Source organism: Marivirga sp. (assembly GCF_051117495.1).
GTDB lineage: Bacteria > Bacteroidota > Bacteroidia > Cytophagales > Cyclobacteriaceae > Marivirga.
In genome coordinates, this window is sequence record NZ_JBNPEF010000033.1 from 131,594 (window position 1) to 147,522 (window position 15,929).

A 15,929-nucleotide genomic window follows, 5' to 3' on the forward strand; every position below is an offset into this window, starting at 1 on the left:
ATGTATAAGTCATTAAACTATATTCATCCGGATGCGAAAATTGGGAAAGATGTCATTATTGAACCTTTCACTTTTATTGATAAGGATGTAGAAATCGGAGACGGCACTTGGATAGGACCAAATGTCACCATTAATTCTGGGGCAAGAATTGGCAAAAGATGTAAAATATATTCAGGCGCTACTATCTCAGCAGTTCCACAAGATTTAAAATTCAGCGGTGAAGTTACCACCACTGAAATTGGGGACGAAACAGTGATAAGAGAATATGTTAATATTAGCCGGGGGACTAATGATCGAAAAGTGACCAAAATAGGAGCTAATTCGTTGATCATGGCGTATGTCCATATTGCGCATGACTGTGTTATAGGGGATAATTGTATATTGGTTAACTCAGTTCAAGTTGGAGGTCATGTATCAATCGATGACTGGGCTATTATTGGTGGTGCCACTGCAATTCATCAATTCGTAAAAATAGGAAGCCATGTAATGATATCGGGTGGATCTTTGGTAAGGAAAGATGTTCCTCCATACGTAAAAGCCGCAAGAGAACCCCTTACCTACTGCGGAATAAATTCTGTAGGCCTTAGAAGAAGAGGGTTTAGCAATGAGAGGATAAATGACATTCAGGAAATCTATAGAAGCCTTTACCTAAGTGGCAAAAATAATGCTGAGGCACTTGAGAATATCGAAACCTTAATTAGAAGTAGTGAAGAGCGAGATAATATTACTGCTTTTGTAAGAAAATCAGAAAGAGGAATTATGAAGGGTTACGGAAATTAAAAGCCTGATTTATGCAATTAATTCTTGAAGGGCTTTCTAAAAAGTATCCTAAAAATAAATTGTTCGATAATCTAAATCACCTATTCGAATCCAATAATGTATATGCCATTACAGGAAAAAATGGAAGTGGTAAGTCAACCCTAATAAAGATTATTGCTGGGGTTTTAGCACCAAGTAAAGGGGAGGTTAAATATTTCGATCATAATAAACTTGTTGAAAAAGAAAAAATCCATCAATTATTGGGAATTACGGCTCCTTACCTTAATTTAATTGAGGAATTTACTTTAAAAGAACATTTAGATTTCCATTCAAAATTTCGGAATATCCGAAAAGACCTTAATTTAAAGGATGAAATTGAGAAAGCTAACTTACACCAAAGCATGAATAAAGTCGTATCAGAATTCTCATCTGGTATGCAACAAAGATTGAAATTGATTTTGTGCTGTGGTTTTGAAGCAAAAGTCCTCCTTTTAGATGAACCCACCTCACACTTAGATAAAAATGGTACAGAATGGTATAAGGACTTACTTAATAGAACAATTAAGGAAAAAATAACCCTTATTGCATCAAATGACCCAGCAGAATACGATGATTTTACAAAAAAAATCATTAATATTGAATATAAATAACTGCGCAAAAAATAAAAAAATATAAATATTTTATTGGATTATGAACAATAATTCAGACTTTTATACATTAGAATATAAATTACTAATTAACATATTATGAAAAGGAACATTAAACTTTTAAGCTTATTATTATTATCTTTTGTTGTAATTTTCAGCTCTTGTAAAAAAGATGACGACCCAAGTCCAGAAGAACAAAGAATAGAGGAATTGAGTGGAACTTGGAATATTGTCGGAGCAAATGTTTTGGATGAAAACCTAACAGGTGTTTCCATTAATTTTGATGGTAGTAATAAAACTTATTCTGTTTCAGGATTACAAGCATTTACTGACGCAAATCTAAATCATAAACCAATTTTGGGTAGTAGCGGTGGCTTTAGTTTAAACGATAATCTTGATGTAATCACTTTAGAAAATGGTGGTGATTTAAACATCGGAAATATTAATAAAGAAAATGGTGATTTAACCTTAAGTTACTCTGCACCTTATCCAAAGGAAGGTGATGATGAAACAAATATTACCCTTAATTTGGAACTACAATAACATAAATTCATTTCCTTTTATAGAAGCCGTCTTTTCAGATGGCTTTTTTTATGCTAGCTTTTAAATGATGCAAGTTTTAAAACAATATAATCCAGAGTCAGAAAAGGAAAAAAACTATAAAATTAAAATGTTACACCTTTATAATTCAAAAAAAGAGGTAGCATTTAGCCGGCAAAATATTCAAGCCCATTTTACGGCATCCGCTTGGATAATTGATCCTAATTCATACGAAATTCTACTGTTGCACCATAAAAAATTAAATAAATGGCTTCAACCTGGGGGACATGCTGATGGTGAAATGGATTTAGAGAAGGTATCAAGGAAAGAAGCCTATGAAGAAACTGGCTTAGAAGATTTAAGCTTAATAATTAAAGGCATTTTCGACATCGATATACATCTGATTCCCGAAAACAAAGGAGTGCCTCAACACTACCATTATGACGTCAGATTTGCTTATTTTTGCAATGATCGTACAAGAACTCAAATAAATTCAGAAAGCAATAAATTTCAATGGATTGAAATTGAAAAAGTGAAAAATTTAACCAATGAACCATCAATCTTAAGAATGGTAAACAAAACTAAAATTATGTTAGATGAATCATAAAATTTTAATTTATGGCGCCAACGGATATACTGGAAAATTAATTACCCAAGAAGCAAAAAACAAAGGCGTTCTTGTTGAGGTGTCTGGAAGGAATAAAGAGGCAATCGAAAATATTTCAAGGGATACTGGATTTCCTTTTCATATATGTGATTTAAATGACAAAGCTAAACTAGAAAGTTTACTAAAGGATTTCGACACCGTGATTCATTGTGCCGGGCCTTTTTCTGAAACCGCCATTCCTATGGTTGAAGCTTGCATCAAGTCAAAAACAAACTATCTTGATATTACAGGAGAAATATGGGTTTTTGAGGATATTATGAAATATCATGAAAAAGCCCAAAGAGCTGGTATAGCGCTTATTCCAGGCGTAGGTTTCGATGTAGTACCAACGGATTGTTTAGCTGCTTATCTAAAAGAAAAAATGCCTAACGGTAATTCTTTAGAATTAGGATTTGTTGGATCTAAAACTGGTATGTCGCGTGGAACAGCCGTAACTATGGCTAAAAACATTTCAAAAGGTGGATTTATTAGAAGCAATAAAGAAATAAAGAATGTTCCTTTAGCATATGAAGTAAAGGAATTAAAATTTGCTCATAGAAAACAATGGTGTATGACCATACCATGGGGGGACTTAATGACTAGTTATCATCAAACCCAGATTCCAAACATAAAGGTCTTTAGTGGGGCAAGTACAAAAATGATTAACAAGATTAAAAAGTATAGAGGCTTAAAATTTCTATTAGGGATATCTTGGATTCAGAGTTTTGTTCGAAGGAAAATTGAAAAATCGGTTAAAGGACCAAGCGAAGAAGATTTAAAAAAAGGCAGAACCTATGTTTTAGGGACAATTTCGGATAATGATGGAAATAGCTTCACAGCAGAGTTAATTACTCCAGAGGCATATTTTTTAACAGCTAAAACAGCTTTAGCTTCTGCTTTAAAATTAAGTGATATTAAGATAAAAGGTTATTTAACTCCAGCTCAAGCATTTGGGAAAGACTTTATATTGGAATTCGATAATGTGGAAAGAATCGACAGGGCATAAAAAAACCCCGGTGAACCAAACCGGGGTAAACTATCAACCTTAAAATTACGCCCATTTGAATAAATGAATCGTAAAGCTTAATACAAATGTAAAACGCTTTTTTTAAACGTAAATAGCACAAATACCATTTAAGTCATTCATGTAAGGTTTTTTATATTTTACTACATTAATTGTTTAAACATATGTTCAAGATTAACACATTTATTTTACTATTTAGTTCAACATTTATTTTCTCATGTAGCCCGTCAGAAGAAGAATTGATAATGGAAAGCAGAAAAAATATGCAAACCGAAAACTATAAAGAGGCAATAAACTACTTAAATAGAGTAATTTCCCAGAATAATGATAATGCAGAAGCATATAATATAAGAGGTATAGCGCATCTCCAATTATTAGATTATTCAAAGGCAAAGGAAGATTTTTCAAAATCAATAAAAATTGATTCTACCAATTATAAGCCGTATTATAATAGAGGAAATGTGCATTTAGAAAGCAAAAATTACGAAAATGCCTTATTAGATTACAACACAGCTATAAATTTACGCCCAAATAATGCAGATTTATACATCAATAGGGCAACAGCACTATTTGAATTAAAACAATATGATGCCGCTTTAGAGGATAATAGGTTTGCTATAAAGCTTTCTCCAAATAATCATATACCATATCTTAATAGTGCGAAAACCCTATTACAGTTTGGTTCATTTAATAAAGCGGACAGTCTTTTGAATTTAAGCATTAAAATAGCCCCAAATAATGGCGAAAACTATTACTGGAGTGGTTTTATAAAGATCAATACTGATCAAAAAGAAGAAGGCTGTGAGGATTTAATAAAAGCAAAAAACAGAGGATTTCAGGACGCAATAGAAGCAATCGAGAAATTTTGTAATGAATAAAAAATAACAAAGGAGTAGCAAAAAACTACTCCTTTGTTATTTTATCGAGAACTTATTAGAACCATCCCAAAAGCTACAATACTAAGCCAAAATTGATATGGGTTCAAAGCTGGAATAGCTATAATCTCTAATTCCATAAATACTAACACGAGGACAATAATTATTGCCACTAGTTTAATTAAATTTCTAGATTTTCTGCTCATTAGAATTTGTTTTGGTGTTATCAATTATAAATATATCATTCTCAATTTACAAATCCGTGGCATCAATAAAAAATTAACTTAAATTCGCATTTTGAATTATGGCAGAAATTAACAGCGATATTAATAAGGCGAAAAGCTTTCTAGATGATGACAAACTCATTGGCTTACCGACAGAAACTGTTTATGGTTTGGCAGGAAATGGCCTAAAGGCTGAAGTGGTAAGCAAAATTTTTGAAGTCAAGAACCGACCTCATTTTGACCCACTTATACTTCATTCATACAGTATTGAGGCAATTAAAAAATATGTTAAAGATATTCCTGAAGCTGCTCACAAATTGATGAATGCATTTTGGCCTGGCCCCATAACAATTTTATTAGAAAGGAACCATAAAGTGCCGGATTTAACCTGCTCTGGATTGGATAGAGTGGCTTTCAGGATACCTAATCATTCTAAAGCACTAAGCTTACTTAAAACATTAGACTATCCATTAGCAGCTCCCAGTGCCAATCCTTTTGGGTACATTAGCCCAACTACTTCTGAACATGTACAAAAGCAATTAGGAGAAAAAATACCCTATATTTTAGAAGGGGAAATAAGTAATATAGGAATAGAATCAACTATTGTAGGATTTGAAAATGGGAATACTATTATCTATCGTCTGGGTGGATTAGAAGTGGATGAAATCAAAAAAGTTGTGGGTGAAGTAAAAATACTGCCACATTCCAGTTCCAAGCCAGATGCCCCAGGAATGTTAAAAAGCCATTACGCCCCAAGCAAGAATATTATTTTAGGGGATATTAACACCCTTATTCAACAAAAATCTGATTTAAAAATAGGAACGCTATCATTCTCCAAAGTTTATCAAGGTGCTGATATCTCATTAGTGTTAACAGAAACTGGTGATATGCATGAAGCTGCGCAAAACTTATTCTCACATCTTCGTAAATTAGATGAGAGTGATGTAGATTTGATAATTACTGAAAAAGTACCAAACACAGGGCTAGGGAAAGCAATAAATGACAGACTGCAAAGAGCAGCCGTAAAAGAATAAATTTATAACCACAATTATGAAAACTGTTAAAGACTATTCATTCAAAAACAAAACTGCGTTAGTCAGAGTCGATTTAAATGTTCCATTGAATAAAGATTTTCAGGTAACTGATGATACCAGAATAAAAGCTACCGTACCAACTATTAAAAAAATATTGGAAGATGGGGGAAAGGCAGTATTGATGTCGCACCTTGGCAGACCTAAAAATGGCCCTGAAAATAAATTCTCTTTGCAACATATAGTTGGGAATTTGGAAAAGGCTTATGGAACCAAAGTTCATTTTAGTGAAGATACTATTGGAGAAAAGGCTGAATCAACAGTTAATAATTTAAAAAATGGTGAAGTTTTGCTTTTGGAAAATGTACGCTTTCATGAAGGAGAAACCAAGGGAGATGAAGCATTTGCCAAAGCCCTTTCAAAATTAGGGAATGTATATGTGAACGATGCCTTTGGAACTGCTCACCGTGCCCATGCTTCCACTACTATTGTGGCAAAATTCTTTGAAGATAAAATGGCTGGGTTTGTAATGGCAGCTGAAATAGAAAATGCTGATAAAGTATTGGAAAAAGCGGACAAACCCTATACCGCCATAATGGGGGGAGCCAAAATTTCTGATAAAATCTTAATTATTGAAAAATTATTAGGTAAAGTAGATAATCTAATTATTGGAGGTGGCATGTCTTATACTTTCTTTAAAGCCATGGGAGGAAAAATAGGAAACTCACTTGTAGAAGAAGATAAATTAGATTTAGCTAAAGAACTGATACAAAAAGCTAAAGAGCAAGGGGTTGAATTAAAATTACCAATTGATTCCGTAGTAGCAGACAACTTTGCCAATGATGCTAATACGAAAATAGCACAGAACCATGCCATAGAAGACGGTTGGATGGGATTGGATATTGGACCAGAAGCAACCGCTATTTTTCAGAAAACAGTGGAAGAATCCAAAACCATCTTGTGGAACGGCCCAATGGGTGTTTTTGAAATGGAGAATTTTGCTAAAGGAACAAAATCCATTGCTGAATCTGTAGTAAAAGCAACCGAAAATGGTGCTTTCTCCTTAATTGGGGGCGGTGATTCCGCTGCAGCTGTTAATAGCCTTGGATATGGCGAAAAAGTAAGTTACGTATCCACTGGCGGTGGTGCCTTACTTGAATATATGGAAGGTAAAGAATTACCAGGAGTAGCTGCTCTGAAAGCTTGATTTAGATTTTCAAATCAATACTAAAAAGTTAGCACGAGCATCTAGCTCGTGCTCTCACCTCTTCAACTTTGTCACTTCTTCTCTAATTTCCAATACAATGTCCGTAAGCTCTCTTAGACTCATAGGGGCATTTTCAGTATTTTTCACATCAGGAAATTGAGTGCTAATAAAGGCTTTGGCTTCCCAAATTTCCATTATGCTACCTATCGGAATTTCATAAGGAGAATAAACCGTATTATCCGAGACCATAAACAAAACGCCCTTTTCCTCAGCATAATTAAAAACCCTTTTATAAACCACCCCCTCCTGCTCACTTACGATAATATAGGTTTTGCCATTTCGAATTGACTCTGGACCTTCTACATATTCTCCTATAATGATGGTGCCCGGCTCAAGAGGCAACATGGAATCTCCACTGATTTCAAAAGCACGGTAAGTACTATTTCGAGGTAAATTGGGTAATTGGAATCGAGGAAGTTCCTGCAAATATTCAGGATCTGCATAACCATTGGTATAACCGGCTGAAGCTTTCTGAGGAACCAGTTCAATATTTTCCCTATCTTGACTATCCACTGTAATAGCTAACACTTTGGTTGGCTTCTTAGTGACCACCATCGGACTGGATAAATCTTTCCCCAGTAAATCATCCACGCTTACGTTAAAAAGTTCGGATAACTTTAATAATGTCTGAATTCTAGGGTCTGCCCTGCCCTCTTCGTAGGAACCAATCTGCGGACGCTTCACTCCCAGTTCATCGGCCAAGTCCTGCTGCGTCCAGCCCTTCTCCTTTCTGAGATATTTAATATTATTATTAACCAAGCTCATATTTTTATTTAGCATCAAGTAGTTCGTATCGAGTATCTAGAAAAAGTAAAATAACAAGATTTGACACTCTATTTCTACTTATTTTTATATTATTTAATTTACAACTAATTATTTTCCTTCTATCTTATATCTAATTCCGCAACTTTAGTACTAACCTAAACTCCCTCTTTATGGATTCAATTCTATTAAATTAAGCTTTAAAGCCTCATCAATCATTGCAATTCTAAAAAAATAACCTTGGTTATTTTCTTATGTGTTCTCTTGTCTCTTATGTGGTGGAAATTTGCTATCGATAGTATCTATTAACAACATTACTTTTTAACCACAATAGAACAAAAGAAAACAAAAGGTTTTCGCTAAAGCGAAAAATTCGTTAAGGGAATCCCCTAAACTTAAAAGTATTGCTGAGGGATTAAGAGGCTACTTCTTTCTCCAATGTTCACACTTCCAACTCCTACCTATTGCAACTTTATTCTCCATCTCATTTCTATTTATCTTATATCTAATTCCAGACCTATCGCACTGACCTAATTTACCCCATTGGGGGTTAGGGGGCTTTAAAAATCATCAAATCATCCGTTTCCCTGTAATGATCATTCATATGATATAGCACCTTTTGATGCAAGGATATCTTGTCTTCCGCACTGCTAAAACGATTTCTTATTCTACTGACTACTTCACTTACTGTATCTTGAGGCTCTGCCAAAGCATAACCGTACCAACTACTATCGCCTGCTTTAGTACGCACATGAAAATGCACCTGACACCTGCCTGAATTTAGGCGCTTACTCGATAATCTAATTTTTACATCCATCCCACATAATAATTTTTGAAAGCCGTGAACTTTTTCACTTGGATTACTATTTATTTTAGTAATTTTGATAATAAATTTAGTATTAATAATTAAAAAAGGCAAATAAAAGCTAAATATTTTAGTTTTATGCAAGAAAATACCACCAGATCCATCATTCATTTAGATATGGACACTTTTTTTGTGTCTGTTGAACGCCTTTTAGATTCAAGCCTGAATGGCAAGCCTGTTATTGTGGGAGGTGGACACAGAGGCGTGGTAGCGGCCTGCAGTTACGAGACACGCATACATGGCGTGCATTCTGCCATGCCCATGAAATCGGCTTTATCGCTTTGCCCTGAAGCTATTGTGATTTCGGGAGATATGAATAATTATAGCTACTACTCTAAGCTGGTCACTGAAATTATTAAGAGTGAATCTCCACTTTTCGAAAAGGCTTCTGTAGATGAGTTCTATCTGGACGTAAGCGGAATGGACAGGTATTTTGGATGCTATGAATGGGGAAAAAAGTTGCGGAAGAAAATCATCAATGAAAGCGGATTGCCCATCAGCATGGGGCTTTCACAGAATAAAATGGTATCGAAAGTGGCTACAGGAGAAGCAAAACCCAATAATACCCGGCAAATCCTGCCTGGCACTGAAATTCAATTTCTAGACCCTATGCCCGTGCATAAAATCCCGATGATAGGGAAGAAAACCTCGGAGCTTTTGCGTTCTATGGGCGTTAAAAAAGTAGAAACATTAAGGCAAATCCCAAAGAAATTGATGGAATATACCTTTGGTAAAAATGGAATTATGATGTGGCAAAGGGCGCAGGGCATAGATCATACGCCTATAACGCCCTACAGCGAACAAAAATCGATTTCCACGGAAAGTACCTTTCATGACGACAGTATGGACGTAAAACAGATGAAAGCCATATTGGTCGCCATGATAGAAAAACTGGCACATAAACTCCGCGATCAGAATCGTTTGACTTCCAATATTTCCATTAAAATCCGCTACAGCAATTTTGATACGGAAAGCAAGCAAAAGAAAATCAGTTATACCGCCAGCGACAAAACTTTAATCCGCTATGGAAAAGAGCTTTTTGACCAGCTCTACACCCGCAGAATGATGCTCCGCCTAATAGGAGTGCGCCTCAGCGGACTGGTGCACGGCAACTACCAAATCAACCTCTTTGACGATACGGAAGAGTACATCCAACTCTACCAAGCCCTGGATAAAATCCGCCACAAACATGGGCTCGAAAGCATTATGAGAGGTAATACCGTAGGGCTAGACAAAAGATTGAGACGGGATGAGAATTGGTTTGGGGTGTAAGACTATAAAAATAATCTATGTTTACACTTTAACAAACTTATCTTCACCATAGAAATAACAGTCTAATCAATTCTGAAAGTAAAGTATGAATGCAAAAAAAATATATCTTACTTTAAAGACAAAAGTAAATAGCCTTCCAAATATTTACTCCAATTAATATTTCCATCAGGGATAATGAAATATTTCCCGATTTTGTTATTAACTAACAATTTTGTGGGAAAAGAGTTTACTGAAAATAAATCTGACACTTCAGGATTAGTATCTACAAAAACAGGAAAATTAAGTTCTTTGCGATCCATAAATACTTTAACTTGTTCGGGAGTATCACGACTAGCAATTGTCTTAATTGAGAAACTTTGCTCACTTAAGCTTATATTATGATATTTTTGAATCATAGGCAAGTCTTCAATACAAGGTTTACACCATGTCCCCCAAAAATCAATCAATAACCACTGATCCTGATTTGAAGATTGCAATAATTCCCTATCTATAAATACCTTTTGCTCTGCATTTAAATTTATTAACTTTTCATCTATGAATTTATTCCATTCTGATTGGAAATCAGAAGAATAATCTCTAAAATAATTTCTTAAGTTACTGATATTTTCAGATGTCGGCTTCTTGAAAGTAAAATCTAAAACCGCACTCATAAATTTATTTGAATCCACCTTAGATTCTTTTAGTTTTTCGAAATACAGTTCTACATCAAACATATCTTCAAAATACATGCTATCATAATTGAGAAAACCATAGTATCGCTCATTAATCACATCCATCCGATTATGGAATGCACTATCCAATATTTGGATATTCCGATCATTAGATTGTTTATATTGAATAAAGTAAGCCTGAGAAATCATAAATTTATACCAAGCAACTTGATATTGAAAATATATTCTATTGGGATGCTCAAGATTTTTTAATTTTTGTTTAGCAGAATGAATGATTTCTTTAGTTAATACTTTATGAGCAATATTGTTGTTTTCGGTCATCAAAAGTGCATACCTAATAGTCCTTGCTTGGTATAAGTTATCTTTTTCCAATGTTTCCCTCATCATCTCAGAATATTTCGAAACATCTTCAGGAAACTTTTTCCAAATATACATGGGTTCTAAAGCCTCAATGAAATTATGGTCTAAATCTTTTAAACTAAAAATAAAATCAAGAGAATTGATATCTAAGCTATCTAAATACTTGGTGTGAAGGTCGTTGGTAAAATTCAGTATACGGTACTTATCTTCGGCAATGTAATCGATAATATCAATTAATTTTTTATCATGGTCTTTTAAGCTATTAAAAAAAGTACTTAATAATTTTTTATTTGAATACTCAATATCCTTGGATTCACTTAACCCACATGAAATAGCTGATAAAATTGAAATTATATAAACTATATATTTAAAGTATTTCATTTAAATTTAAGTTTAAATAGGATTGGATTATCTACATTTATTTTTTCAGAATTTAGTTCCCTCATCAATTTCTCAGAAATATCATTTTTAATTTCACCATTCGGAATTTCAATACTACTATGTGGGTAACTAATATATCCAACAAATGTATTATTATAAGTATCCATTATAAAAGGTGCATATCCTTCAAATGTTACATTGTTTTTTATTTCTGATGGATCTATTGACCAACCTTCCTTCTTTCTCTTATCATATAAGAAAGCTATATTTTGATTTTTGTGCATATAAGTAAAATAAATATGTGATTCATTTTCTACATACACCTTTAAATACCCCATATAATCCCCCATATTCTTTTTTAGTTCAGATATACTACTATTATTTCGATGGTATAAGTTATTTAAAACTTCATCTGTGAGGGGTTTTTCAAAATTAATAATTCTAAAAGGGGTTAATTTATTATTTTGAATTTGAAAAATAGTATCGTTTAAAGTCATATGAAAAAGTAAATTGTCATTTTGTGGATGAAATGAAATTAGTGGGTTTATTTCATTTCTAATACCTTTATCCATGTTTTTGCTTAACACATTAGTTTCATTATCTGTAATAAAAATTTCTTTTTCATCCCCACCACACTTAAAAACATAGCCATCTGAGGTTTTTTTAAATCTAACTGCTGGAAACCCAATACTTTTTGAACCTATATATTTCCCATTGTTTTCTTTATATGAATATATAAAATTAGCTACTAACAATTCAATAGTATCGTTATTTACCAAAAGGTCATATGGGTACATGTATTCACCAGGACCATCTCCTTCCTTACCAAGGTCATATAAATACTTCCCATTATTTTCAAATACAAGAACGCGAGGGTTGAAAAATCTTTGCAAGATGTAAATTTTATTATTATGGAATAAAATCTTATCAATTTGCGTAATGATAGCATCAGGATTTTCATCAAGTTTAATGAACTCTATATCCGATATTAATTCTGAATAATTAATATTATCCAAAATGTCGTCTTTTACTTTTATAACCAACTCATTTTCTGGAACCTCTTTTACATTACAACAAGAAAGTATAAAAAAAATAAATGCTAGTACATAATTATAATTATTCATCATACCATTTTTTTTAAAAAAGATATATAAAAATATTAATGTTTTAACTTGATAAATATTATTACTCTAAATAATAGCTATTGGCTGAAAAAAAATAGTTCCAGCCAATAACAAATCAAAATCAATCTCCACCACACTCGGTTGATTCTCCACAATTACAATTTATCCCCCCTCCATTTTCATGACATATTACTCTATCTCCAGTTCCCCACCTTGGGCAATCTAAAATTTCCGTAGTGCAACTTTCTCCACCTCCACCTCCTTCAAGTTCTTGACTTACAGCGAAGTTAGCACCAAACAAAGACGCTACTAACAACATTAAAACCATTGGTAATACTTTTAAATACTTTTTCATAATTCAAGTAATTTAAATTTTAAAATTGATTAAACACAATCCTCCAACACCACTAAAAACTTGAAACGAAAATCTATCTGAAATGAAAACACTTAGGTGAGTCCAAGTCAATATTTTCCACTTTGTAGGTTTGGTCAAAAGCTGCTTTCGCTAGCACTAACAACTTTCCAGCCATACCATTTTTCAATAGTATTTTTGAATTGATGTTGTAAATCAAAAAAAAAAAAAATGTAAAAGCAAAATAAATTACATAAATTATTTAGTATTTAGTTTGATGTTACTACATCTAAAAAAGAGATATTAAAATCTAAAATAGGTTTATAGTCATGAAAAAGCATAACTGATTCAAATAATTATATTTTTAATAGATTGAATATCTTGCTGAAAATTACATCATATTTTATGAGATTTTGTTACTTATTTGAAACTAAAAACAAAAGAACAATTATTTGAGACAAAAAAACCTCCGGAAATAACTCCCAGAGGTTCAAATATTTTTAAGTTTTTTTTAATCTTAAACGTAATTATTCAACATCACTGGCATTACCAATAGCAAGATGTCTTCATTCTCATCCATATCAGATGGGAATAATAATCCTGCTTTGTTTGGCGCTGACATATCGATACTTACTTCTTTGCTATCCAGGTTATTTAACATCTCTATTAAAAACTTAGCATTGAAGCCGATTTCAATATCATCTCCTTGATGCTCGCAAGCCATGATTTCATTGGCCTCATTGGAGAAATCCAAATCCTCAGCAAAGATTTGCAATTCACTTCCGTTGATTTTCAAACGAACTTGATGGGTTGTTTTATTGGCATAAATGCTGATCCTTCTCAAAGAAGCCATAAACTCCTGTCGATTGATAGTCAATTTAATGTTGTTTTCAGCAGGAATTACATTTTCGTAATCAGGGAAACGCTCATCTACCAATCGGCAAATCAATTTGATATTGTTGAATTTGAAATAAGCATTAGACATATTGAATTCCACTGCCACGTTCACATTCTCTGCAGGCAAGCTGTTTTTCAATAATGATAAAGCTTTTCTAGGGATAATGATGCCCGTTCCTGAATCAGAAGCTACATCTACCCTTCTGTAACGAATCAAACGGTTACCATCTGTTGCTACAAAAGTGGTATTGGTTTCATCAAACTTCACATAAACACCACCCATAGCAGGACGCAATTCGTCATTGCTGGTAGCGTAAATGGTATGATTAATAGCAGTGGCTAAAACATCTGCTGAAATATCTACCGTATCAGGATTTTCAACTTCCTGTACTTTAGGGAAATCGGTTGCATTCTCCCCAGCTAACTTATAACGACCATTATCAGAGCTAATTTCGATGCTGTAAGTTTCCTCGTCTATCGAGAAAGTCACAGGCTGCTCTGGAAGGTTTTTCAAAGTATCCATCAAAATCCTAGCTGGAACGGCTATGCTTCCGTTTTCAGATGATTCCACATCAATCTCGGTAATCATGGAAGTTTGCAAATCCGAAGCTGTGATAGTCAATAGACCATCTTGAATCTCAAATAAGAAATTCTCTAAAATAGGCACCATGGGATTGGTTGAAATCACCCCATTGATGGATGAAATTTGCTTTAATAATGCAGATGAGGATACTAAAAATTTCATAGTTTTTTATTTAGGGCTCGCTTTTAAAATCATTCAAAAGCTTAGCTATAAACTTCTTGATTTTGTATTACCAACAAAGTTAAAAATTAATTTGCAAATCTATACTTTATAGTGCATTAAGCAATAAAAAATTCTTAAATGGGAGGGAAAAGTGGAAGTATGGGTGTTGGAAGTAGGAAGTTTGATGATGAAAATTTCCGTGGACTGATATTAATAACAGTAATATGGTTAAAATATGATGGGAACAAGTTGAAATTAGGTTGGCGAGTTGGCAGGTTGTCTGGTTTGCAAGTTATGAATTAACGTATGTGATGATCCAGACACTGGTCTTAGCGTCTCGCTAAGATTCATGAAACAATTCCCATTTTGCATTGGAAAATAATTTGACATTGCATTAAAATGAAATCCTTAAATCATAATATGCTGGTGCTGGTCTTAGCGTCTCGCTAAGACTCTCGCCCCAAAACTGGCTATACCCTACAACCCATTCCCTGGGTACTAGCCAAACCAATGAATCTTAGCGAGACGCTAAGACTAGGGAAGTAAATTAATCTAGATAAAAAATCTCGAGTAATCCTTTTCTTCCTTCATAATCTCGGGCACTACTATATAACCAATCCGAAGGAGTTTTAACAAACCCAGCCTTGACGGGATTATTATGAATATAATCAAGCCTTTGTTCTATTAACTCATTAGAAGTAAGCTCAATAGGATGATTGTGCTGTTGCCAAAATTGAAAATCCTTATTGTTTGACTTCTTTTTCCCTGCCCTTTGCATCATCCATATCATCCAATGCTTTCTACTTTCAAGGGGATTATTTTCCATATATTTTCTTATATGCCGGGAAGTATAACTTTTCATATCTCTGATGATATCTTCCAAATTGAATTTGCCCTCACTACCAATTATCATGTGAGCATGATTTGTCATTATACACCAAGCTCCGACATTTAAACCTTTTTCATTTTGACAGTGCCGGATGGATTCCAATAATATATTTCGGTACTCAATTCTTGTAAAGACATCAAGCCAGTAAACGACTGTAAAAGTCACAAAGTAAAAGCTTTCTTGATTGCGTATAGCATATTTTCTTCCCATGAAAACTAATTTAATAAAACATCAATTTTTAAAAAAAATAAATCCATTACTAATTAATATGTCAATACTATGACTGGTCTTTGCGTCTCGCTAAGATTTATGAAACAATTTCCATTTTGCATTGGGAGATAATTTGACATTGCATTTATATGAAATGCTTAAATTATTTTAATGTGCCTTGAGGGTCTTAGCGAGACGCTAAGACTAGGGGTGCAATAAAATTGAAATATTATGGAGATGAAATTAAATTTATAAGGGTAATTTGGACTTGCAACAAAAAACTGGACAAATAATTAAGCGCATTTTGAATAATTATTTTCATTAAATTGTTCAGGTGATAAATATCCTAAATAGCTGTGTTTTCTTCTTCTGTTATACCATATTTCGA

General features: G+C 33.4%; 18 protein-coding genes. 10 read left to right on the forward strand and 8 right to left on the reverse strand.

Annotation, left to right across the window (positions count from 1 at the left end; genetic code table 11):
- From lpxA to ACFE0M_RS17330, 8 genes are all read left to right on the forward strand, one after another.
- Positions 1–780 carry an acyl-ACP--UDP-N-acetylglucosamine O-acyltransferase gene (gene lpxA, locus ACFE0M_RS17295; RefSeq protein WP_434547043.1) on the forward strand — a complete coding sequence of 260 codons (780 nt, stop codon included), beginning with the start codon at positions 1–3 and terminating at the stop codon, positions 778–780.
- 11 nt (positions 781–791) lie between these two features.
- Positions 792–1,409: an ABC transporter ATP-binding protein gene (locus tag ACFE0M_RS17300; protein WP_434547044.1), complete on the forward strand. Its 618-nt coding sequence runs from the start codon at positions 792–794 to the stop codon at positions 1,407–1,409.
- Positions 1,410–1,505: 96 nt separating this feature from the next.
- The gene (locus tag ACFE0M_RS17305) at positions 1,506–1,949 is read left to right on the forward strand and encodes a hypothetical protein (RefSeq protein WP_434547045.1); all 444 of its coding nucleotides are present in this window, start codon (positions 1,506–1,508) and stop codon (positions 1,947–1,949) included.
- A 64-nt stretch (positions 1,950–2,013) separates the two neighbouring features.
- On the forward strand, positions 2,014–2,553 hold the full coding sequence (locus ACFE0M_RS17310) for an NUDIX hydrolase (protein WP_434547046.1): 540 nt from the start codon (positions 2,014–2,016) through the stop codon (positions 2,551–2,553).
- A complete protein-coding gene (locus tag ACFE0M_RS17315) occupies positions 2,543–3,598 on the forward strand; it encodes a saccharopine dehydrogenase family protein (protein WP_434547047.1) in 1,056 nt (351 codons plus the stop codon). Before ACFE0M_RS17310 ends, ACFE0M_RS17315 begins: the two co-directional genes overlap by 11 nt.
- Before the next feature lie 182 nt (positions 3,599–3,780).
- Positions 3,781–4,494, forward strand: a complete 714-nt coding sequence (locus ACFE0M_RS17320) for a tetratricopeptide repeat protein (RefSeq protein ID WP_434547048.1) — start codon at positions 3,781–3,783, stop codon at positions 4,492–4,494.
- Between the two features lie 301 nt (positions 4,495–4,795).
- Positions 4,796–5,749, forward strand: a complete 954-nt coding sequence (locus ACFE0M_RS17325) for an L-threonylcarbamoyladenylate synthase (RefSeq protein WP_434547049.1) — start codon at positions 4,796–4,798, stop codon at positions 5,747–5,749.
- Between the two features lie 16 nt (positions 5,750–5,765).
- On the forward strand, positions 5,766–6,953 hold the full coding sequence (locus tag ACFE0M_RS17330) for a phosphoglycerate kinase (RefSeq protein ID WP_434547050.1): 1,188 nt from the start codon (positions 5,766–5,768) through the stop codon (positions 6,951–6,953).
- A gap of 54 nt (positions 6,954–7,007) precedes the next feature.
- Here ACFE0M_RS17330 and ACFE0M_RS17335 read toward each other — a convergent pair whose 3' ends face one another.
- The gene (locus ACFE0M_RS17335) at positions 7,008–7,778 is read right to left on the reverse strand and encodes a helix-turn-helix domain-containing protein (protein WP_434547051.1); all 771 of its coding nucleotides are present in this window, start codon (positions 7,776–7,778) and stop codon (positions 7,008–7,010) included.
- Positions 7,779–8,325: 547 nt separating this feature from the next.
- Positions 8,326–8,592, reverse strand: coding sequence for a hypothetical protein (locus tag ACFE0M_RS17340; protein ID WP_434547052.1), 267 nt, complete (start codon positions 8,590–8,592; stop codon positions 8,326–8,328).
- Between the two features lie 126 nt (positions 8,593–8,718).
- Between ACFE0M_RS17340 and dinB the strand changes: the two genes are divergently transcribed.
- Positions 8,719–9,912, forward strand: a complete 1,194-nt coding sequence (dinB, locus tag ACFE0M_RS17345) for a DNA polymerase IV (RefSeq protein ID WP_434547053.1) — start codon at positions 8,719–8,721, stop codon at positions 9,910–9,912.
- A 107-nt stretch (positions 9,913–10,019) separates the two neighbouring features.
- Here the strand turns inward: dinB and ACFE0M_RS17350 are convergent, their stop codons facing one another.
- The 4 genes from ACFE0M_RS17350 to dnaN form a co-directional block, all read right to left on the reverse strand.
- Entirely contained in the window at positions 10,020–11,324 is a 1,305-nt protein-coding gene (locus ACFE0M_RS17350; protein ID WP_434547054.1) for a TlpA family protein disulfide reductase, read from the reverse strand.
- Positions 11,321–12,451, reverse strand: a complete 1,131-nt coding sequence (locus ACFE0M_RS17355; protein WP_434547055.1) for a 6-bladed beta-propeller — start codon at positions 12,449–12,451, stop codon at positions 11,321–11,323. Before ACFE0M_RS17355 ends, ACFE0M_RS17350 begins: the two co-directional genes overlap by 4 nt.
- A 118-nt stretch (positions 12,452–12,569) precedes the next feature.
- Positions 12,570–12,803, reverse strand: a complete 234-nt coding sequence (locus tag ACFE0M_RS17360) for a hypothetical protein (RefSeq protein ID WP_434547056.1) — start codon at positions 12,801–12,803, stop codon at positions 12,570–12,572.
- Positions 12,804–13,317: 514 nt separating this feature from the next.
- The gene (gene dnaN, locus ACFE0M_RS17365) at positions 13,318–14,442 is read right to left on the reverse strand and encodes a DNA polymerase III subunit beta (RefSeq protein ID WP_434547057.1); all 1,125 of its coding nucleotides are present in this window, start codon (positions 14,440–14,442) and stop codon (positions 13,318–13,320) included.
- 138 nt (positions 14,443–14,580) lie between these two features.
- Here dnaN and ACFE0M_RS17370 point away from each other — a divergent pair, with 138 nt between their 5' ends.
- Entirely contained in the window at positions 14,581–14,745 is a 165-nt protein-coding gene (locus ACFE0M_RS17370) for a hypothetical protein (protein WP_434547058.1), read from the forward strand.
- Between the two features lie 244 nt (positions 14,746–14,989).
- Here the strand turns inward: ACFE0M_RS17370 and ACFE0M_RS17375 are convergent, their stop codons facing one another.
- Complete coding sequence (locus tag ACFE0M_RS17375) at positions 14,990–15,541, reverse strand: REP-associated tyrosine transposase (RefSeq protein ID WP_434547059.1); 552 nt, start codon at positions 15,539–15,541, stop codon at positions 14,990–14,992.
- A gap of 293 nt (positions 15,542–15,834) precedes the next feature.
- Positions 15,835–15,924, reverse strand: coding sequence for an IS3 family transposase (locus ACFE0M_RS17380; RefSeq protein WP_434544788.1), 90 nt, complete (start codon positions 15,922–15,924; stop codon positions 15,835–15,837).
- Positions 15,925–15,929: the final 5 nt, after the last annotated feature.

Excerpts from the sequence above, each read along its gene's own strand:
- lpxA (WP_434547043.1), top strand. The coding sequence starts at position 1 with ATGTATAAGTCATTAAACTATATTCATCCGGATGCGAAAATTGGGAAA.
- ACFE0M_RS17300 (WP_434547044.1), top strand. The coding sequence starts at position 792 with ATGCAATTAATTCTTGAAGGGCTTTCTAAAAAGTATCCTAAAAATAAA.
- ACFE0M_RS17305 (WP_434547045.1), top strand. The coding sequence starts at position 1,506 with ATGAAAAGGAACATTAAACTTTTAAGCTTATTATTATTATCTTTTGTT.
- ACFE0M_RS17310 (WP_434547046.1), top strand. The coding sequence starts at position 2,014 with ATGATGCAAGTTTTAAAACAATATAATCCAGAGTCAGAAAAGGAAAAA.
- ACFE0M_RS17315 (WP_434547047.1), top strand. The coding sequence starts at position 2,543 with ATGAATCATAAAATTTTAATTTATGGCGCCAACGGATATACTGGAAAA.
- ACFE0M_RS17320 (WP_434547048.1), top strand. The coding sequence starts at position 3,781 with ATGTTCAAGATTAACACATTTATTTTACTATTTAGTTCAACATTTATT.
- ACFE0M_RS17325 (WP_434547049.1), top strand. The coding sequence starts at position 4,796 with ATGGCAGAAATTAACAGCGATATTAATAAGGCGAAAAGCTTTCTAGAT.
- ACFE0M_RS17330 (WP_434547050.1), top strand. The coding sequence starts at position 5,766 with ATGAAAACTGTTAAAGACTATTCATTCAAAAACAAAACTGCGTTAGTC.
- ACFE0M_RS17335 (WP_434547051.1), bottom strand. The coding sequence starts at position 7,778 with ATGAGCTTGGTTAATAATAATATTAAATATCTCAGAAAGGAGAAGGGC.
- ACFE0M_RS17340 (WP_434547052.1), bottom strand. The coding sequence starts at position 8,592 with ATGGATGTAAAAATTAGATTATCGAGTAAGCGCCTAAATTCAGGCAGG.
- dinB (WP_434547053.1), top strand. The coding sequence starts at position 8,719 with ATGCAAGAAAATACCACCAGATCCATCATTCATTTAGATATGGACACT.
- ACFE0M_RS17350 (WP_434547054.1), bottom strand. The coding sequence starts at position 11,324 with ATGAAATACTTTAAATATATAGTTTATATAATTTCAATTTTATCAGCT.
- ACFE0M_RS17355 (WP_434547055.1), bottom strand. The coding sequence starts at position 12,451 with ATGATGAATAATTATAATTATGTACTAGCATTTATTTTTTTTATACTT.
- ACFE0M_RS17360 (WP_434547056.1), bottom strand. The coding sequence starts at position 12,803 with ATGAAAAAGTATTTAAAAGTATTACCAATGGTTTTAATGTTGTTAGTA.
- dnaN (WP_434547057.1), bottom strand. The coding sequence starts at position 14,442 with ATGAAATTTTTAGTATCCTCATCTGCATTATTAAAGCAAATTTCATCC.
- ACFE0M_RS17370 (WP_434547058.1), top strand. The coding sequence starts at position 14,581 with ATGGGAGGGAAAAGTGGAAGTATGGGTGTTGGAAGTAGGAAGTTTGAT.
- ACFE0M_RS17375 (WP_434547059.1), bottom strand. The coding sequence starts at position 15,541 with ATGGGAAGAAAATATGCTATACGCAATCAAGAAAGCTTTTACTTTGTG.